9 protein-coding genes are annotated in these 4,917 nt (G+C 31.9%); 7 read left to right on the top strand and 2 right to left on the bottom strand.

Annotated features, from left to right (window positions below; translation table 11 throughout):
* Positions 1-242: 242 nt before the first annotated feature.
* Together HPY79_12235 and HPY79_12240 are read right to left on the bottom strand one after the other, a co-directional pair.
* Positions 243-608 carry a hypothetical protein gene (locus HPY79_12235; protein NSW46570.1) on the bottom strand — a complete coding sequence of 122 codons (366 nt, stop codon included), beginning with the start codon at positions 606-608 and terminating at the stop codon, positions 243-245.
* Positions 609-626: 18 nt separating this feature from the next.
* Entirely contained in the window at positions 627-1,016 is a 390-nt protein-coding gene (locus tag HPY79_12240) for a helix-turn-helix domain-containing protein (GenBank protein NSW46571.1), read from the bottom strand.
* Positions 1,017-1,132: 116 nt separating this feature from the next.
* On the opposite strand from HPY79_12240, the gene HPY79_12245 reads away from it, so the two are divergent.
* From HPY79_12245 to HPY79_12275, 7 genes are all read left to right on the top strand, one after another.
* Positions 1,133-1,390, top strand: a complete 258-nt coding sequence (locus HPY79_12245; protein ID NSW46572.1) for a hypothetical protein — start codon at positions 1,133-1,135, stop codon at positions 1,388-1,390.
* Between the two features lie 2 nt (positions 1,391-1,392).
* The gene (locus HPY79_12250) at positions 1,393-1,611 is read left to right on the top strand and encodes a hypothetical protein (protein ID NSW46573.1); all 219 of its coding nucleotides are present in this window, start codon (positions 1,393-1,395) and stop codon (positions 1,609-1,611) included.
* A gap of 2 nt (positions 1,612-1,613) precedes the next feature.
* Positions 1,614-1,799, top strand: a complete 186-nt coding sequence (locus tag HPY79_12255; GenBank protein NSW46574.1) for a hypothetical protein — start codon at positions 1,614-1,616, stop codon at positions 1,797-1,799.
* Positions 1,796-2,158 carry a hypothetical protein gene (locus HPY79_12260; protein ID NSW46575.1) on the top strand — a complete coding sequence of 121 codons (363 nt, stop codon included), beginning with the start codon at positions 1,796-1,798 and terminating at the stop codon, positions 2,156-2,158. Before HPY79_12255 ends, HPY79_12260 begins: the two co-directional genes overlap by 4 nt.
* A 5-nt stretch (positions 2,159-2,163) precedes the next feature.
* Positions 2,164-2,523, top strand: coding sequence for a hypothetical protein (locus tag HPY79_12265; GenBank protein NSW46576.1), 360 nt, complete (start codon positions 2,164-2,166; stop codon positions 2,521-2,523).
* 1 nt (position 2,524) lies between these two features.
* Positions 2,525-3,841, top strand: a complete 1,317-nt coding sequence (locus HPY79_12270) for a hypothetical protein (protein NSW46577.1) — start codon at positions 2,525-2,527, stop codon at positions 3,839-3,841.
* Positions 3,842-4,607: 766 nt separating this feature from the next.
* The coding region (locus tag HPY79_12275) for a hypothetical protein (GenBank protein NSW46578.1) at positions 4,608-4,917 on the top strand (310 nt) is incomplete at its 3' end.

The following is a 4,917-nucleotide window of genomic DNA, read 5'->3' on the forward strand; positions in this document are numbered from 1 at the left end:
GTTGTTAAACATCTTTCTATTTTACTAATTCTTAAATACATACAAGTTCAGATACCATTTGGTAAAACACTTGGTAAAACATTTACATGGTATATAATCCATAGCTACTTCTTTTGTACAAGTATGGTATTCTATTGTTCTCATTTATCCAATTTAATCAAACTTTTTATTATCTTTGAGTCATTAAAATTTTATTTTATGTGGCAGCATCCATTTTCTTTGGTTAAAAATTTTCAGGGCATTCAACCGATTATGCCTTTTTTTGTACAATACAATTTCAATACTTCTGCTAAAGAAGATAATCCGGAAGAAAAACCAGAAGAATCATCGGAAGATATAAATTCTTCGATAAACTTAGATAGCGACATTTTGGGAAGCGATTCTAAATAGCAGCCAATTGCCATTATATATAATGGTTCTCTTAAATCACTATCTAACGGAATTAGGTGTTTAAATTTTTGCTTAAATCCTATTGTATTTTCATATTCTTGTTTGCATACGTTGCTTAAATAATTTACAGACATAAGCAAATTACCGGCTTCAACATATTTGCCTTCTTTTAAGCATCTTAAAAAGTGTTCTTCTATTTTATTGTAATCAAATTCCATATATCATAGTTTTGGTTCTCATTTATCCAGCTTCATTAAACTTTTTATATGAGCTCGTTGGCTTTCGATGAGCTCGTTTTTTAAGCGTAGCTCTACTTTTAGCATTTCTATTTCGGTTTTTAGCCTTTCTATTTCGGCAGTGAGCTGTACTTCTATCTTATTGTTATTGCCATTGATGTGGTTGTGGCTCGCTATCGTTACATTTTTTACTTCATCATCAAACCAGTAGGTAACAGGTAAGCCAAAAAAAATAGCTAATTTTTCAATATCTTCTAATTCTAATTTTCTCTTTCCATCTAAAATTCTATAGACAGTCATAGGACTTTTATCTAAAATCTTTATAATTTGAGATTTTTTAATCCCCTTATTTTTAATTAGTTCCAGAGTTATTAACAATTTTTTATCCATTTGTTGAAAAATAATCTATTAAAAATTATAGAATAATATATCGATATTATATATTTGTGCATTCGTTTTCACTAATTAAACAAAAATTGTGCAATTCACCAAAAAAAAATAAATATATGGCTACAAACGAACAAGAAATCTTAGTATTAAGTCGCACACAACTAAAAGAAGTTATACGCGAAATTCTTTTTGAACGCGAAAAAGAACAGCAATTTAATCGTATTTATTCGTACGACGAAACCTGCCGGCTTCTTAATATTAGTCGCCTCCAATTGCGTTACTTAATCAAAAAAGGAAAACTAAAACGCCACATGCGTGGACAAATTAGCGGTATGAGCATCTACCATTTTATTCAACAGCTCGAAAACAAGTAGCTATGTGCCGCAAATATGCTATACTCGATATATTGCAGCAATTGCCATACGAACGGTATGTATGGTTGAAAAAAAATCTGCACAACGAAATCAACGTAAGCTACTCGACCCTTCGGCGGTGGCTTTACATAAAAGATAAAGAAAAAGCCGAAATACCGTTGGCAAAGCTAAAATTAATAGCTAAAAAATTAGATGTAGATATTAACCAGCTAATCAAATAGTTATGACAAAATTAAAAAGTACGTATCATATAGGTTTCAATATTTATCCCGATCCGTACGATTGGGGGTTTATCATTACAAGGGATAATCACGCTCAAAACTATCCCTATACTGTTCGTGCAGTGATAGTGATTCGTATTTTGTTTTTTCAATTATCTATAGTAAAGACTAATTACAACTATTTATGAAACGAAAAACCGACTTAGTAGAACTGCTTACAACACGTAATGGTTCGTACAATATAGTTCAGGCATTAAACAGCATTCAAACCGAACTAAACTTTATCCATCAAAAAGTCGTTAATCGCTATCAATATGGCGACGAAATATTATTAACAGCACATCAGAGCCGTTTATTATCGAAATTGTTGGAATATCAATCTGAACGATGCATACAACAAATTAATGCACTAATAGAACAAAATTATGCCGACAAAAAGACAGCCCTGCAACTTATTGATATATACGAAAAGAAAAGCAAGCGATTTTCTGCATATGCCCGAAAATTGAATACCAAAGCAAAACTGTGTATTGATTTTATTGAATAAATAGTATGGACGATAAACCAAAGTATTACGGAACCACGACCGAGCTGCAGGAGATTCGCAAGGCGATGAAATACCTGGCTACGTCGGTCGATAACTTGGTACAGCAGCAAAAACAGCTTAATATGCAAGCTTTTGCCGAACAACTTACATTGCGGTTCGAGGGTACTGTCGAAAGCGTAGTTTCCGATGCCATTAGCAACATAGAACCGCAAGGAAACAGCGTAATTTATGCAAACCCTAAATCTCATTTATACAACGAACTGAAATCGCTAAAAAAACAATATCGTTGGGCACGCACGCAGCAAGAACGCGACCGCCTACGCGGATTAATTAACAGCATTATGTACGATTTAAATAATTATTAATATGGGAATTGCCGATAAAGTGGACGAAATTTTGGAAGAATCGAACGAAGTAAGAAAAAAAGAAATAACCAGCAGCATCGAATTATTTATGAACTGGTTATTTTCGAACTACGAATTTCGCTTGAATATGTTGAGTTTAAAACCGGAATTTCGTCCGGTAGGAAGCCAATCCGAATATAAGGAGCTCGACGATCAAAATTATAATACCATCAGCATTTTGGCCGAAATAAACGGCTTTTCAAAGTCGATGGTCGAAAAAATGCAACGCATTATTTTAAGTGCATACGTCCCATCAGTGAATGAGATTGCCGATTTTTTTACCAAAATAGAACCACTGGGAAACGATGTGCATTCATCCGGCAACTTTTATCATATGCCTACGGTAAAAGCATATTTTGATTGTCTGGAACTTGCCGACAATACAAACAAAGATTTAATTTATAACATATACAGCCGTTGGGTTGTGGCTTCGGTCAATTCGGCGTTAGGCATTAAACACAACGATGTAATGCTTATTCTTAGCGGAAGTCAAGGTATCTATAAAACAAGTTATTTAAACAACCTTATACCCGCCGAACTGGGCAAAGAAAAATATTTAGTAACCGGGCATATCGACCCGGCACTCACCAACCAAAACACGGCCAATTATCTTTGCGAAAAATTTATTATCAACATAGACGACCAACTCGAAGTTATATTTGGCAAAGAATATAACTCCATGAAAGCCATTATATCCATCGACCGGGTAACCAGTCGCCGGGTGTATGCCAAATTCGATAGAACGCGTAAAAGAATAGCCAACTTTGTTGGTTCCGTTAATAGCAACGAATTTTTAACCGACAATCAGAACCGCCGTTATTTCGTTATCGAAGTTACCGGCATTAGTCAAAATTATAAAAATATAGATATGGTTCAATTTTGGGCTGAAGCAATGGCAGCATCAAAAAAAATAAATCCGTTCAACGTCTATTCACGCGAAATATATCAACAAATCAATCAGTTGTCGGTTCAATATACACAATCGTCGGTTGAACAAGTTTTAATTAGTCGCATGTTTTCGGCTGTTCAAACCGATATGTATTGCGAAGAACTATTTATGACCAATGGCGAAATAGTGCTCGAATTGCAAAAACTTACCACCAAGCCCATTTCGCAAATAAAAATAGCCAACGAACTTAAACGACTTGGATTTCAACGAATAGCAAAATATTTTTCTGATATAAAAAATTCAAAATACGGCTACTTACTCTATACTACGACCGATTATTCCATGTCATATTTTAAAGATTATACCGAAAAGATTAAAGAAATATTTTAAAATAACTATTTTACAATTTAAATTGAAGCACCTGAATAGGTGCTTTTTTTGTTTTATTACAATCATTTTTTCATTTTTTTTACTTTTGCCCAAAATGAAAAAGTTTGATTTTTTACTTTTAAACTTACAAGTTACATGAAATTTTTATAAATAAATGATAATTAAAAAGTTAATAAAAAAAATAATTCATGTAAGTTCATGTAACCTTTTTATAAGCTTACATGAACATTTAACAGGTATTAACATTTTTTAACTAAATTCATGTAAGCTTGTTTTGACCTTACATGAACATAAACATGATTAAAATGCTTGTGGTTGTAAGAAAAATGTAGTTCATGTAATTCATGTAAGCTTTAGCTAAACTTTTGTAATTTTCGTCATTCAAAAATGAACGTTCGTCAAAATAAAGTGAAAAATTATTTAATTTATAACATATGTGCAAATAAAAATCAGTATGTAATGATTATGTAATTGATATGTAATTGATATGTAATGAATATGTAATGATTATGTAATTGATATGTAATGATTATGTAATGATTACGTAATGATTATGTAATGATTATGTAATGATTACGTAATCATTACAAACTAAATACACGGTCAATTCAGTAATAAATAGTAATCTACTAAAAAAATACATTTATTTTCAAAAAAAACGGTGATACAAATTGTATCAAATTTTGATACAAACTGTATCAATTATTGATACAAAAAAGCTTGCTCATTGAATATAATTCATTGAATTTTGTACAAATCATAACAAATGAATAAAAAACAATCAGTTGGAGCTTTTGGCCCCATTTATACGCAGTTTAAAAATAAGCCACGTATGGCAATTATTCATTTAAAAAAAGTAAAAAAAGGCGAATGTCCGGAAGCGTTATATCGTAGCGATATAGGTTATGTAGATATAGTCTGGGGCGAAAACGACCCGGTTACCAATAAAGGTTTTGGACTAAAACATATTATCGAAAAACATGGTAAAGAAATTAAAGAACTCGGTTTCGAAGTAGAAGATTTTATACCTATTGTATTTGAGTATGGAGAATTTATTAAAGAAAAATCAACTAAAT

This window comes from Bacteroidales bacterium, from assembly GCA_013314715.1.
In the GTDB taxonomy this organism is placed as follows: domain Bacteria; phylum Bacteroidota; class Bacteroidia; order Bacteroidales; family GWA2-32-17; genus Ch61.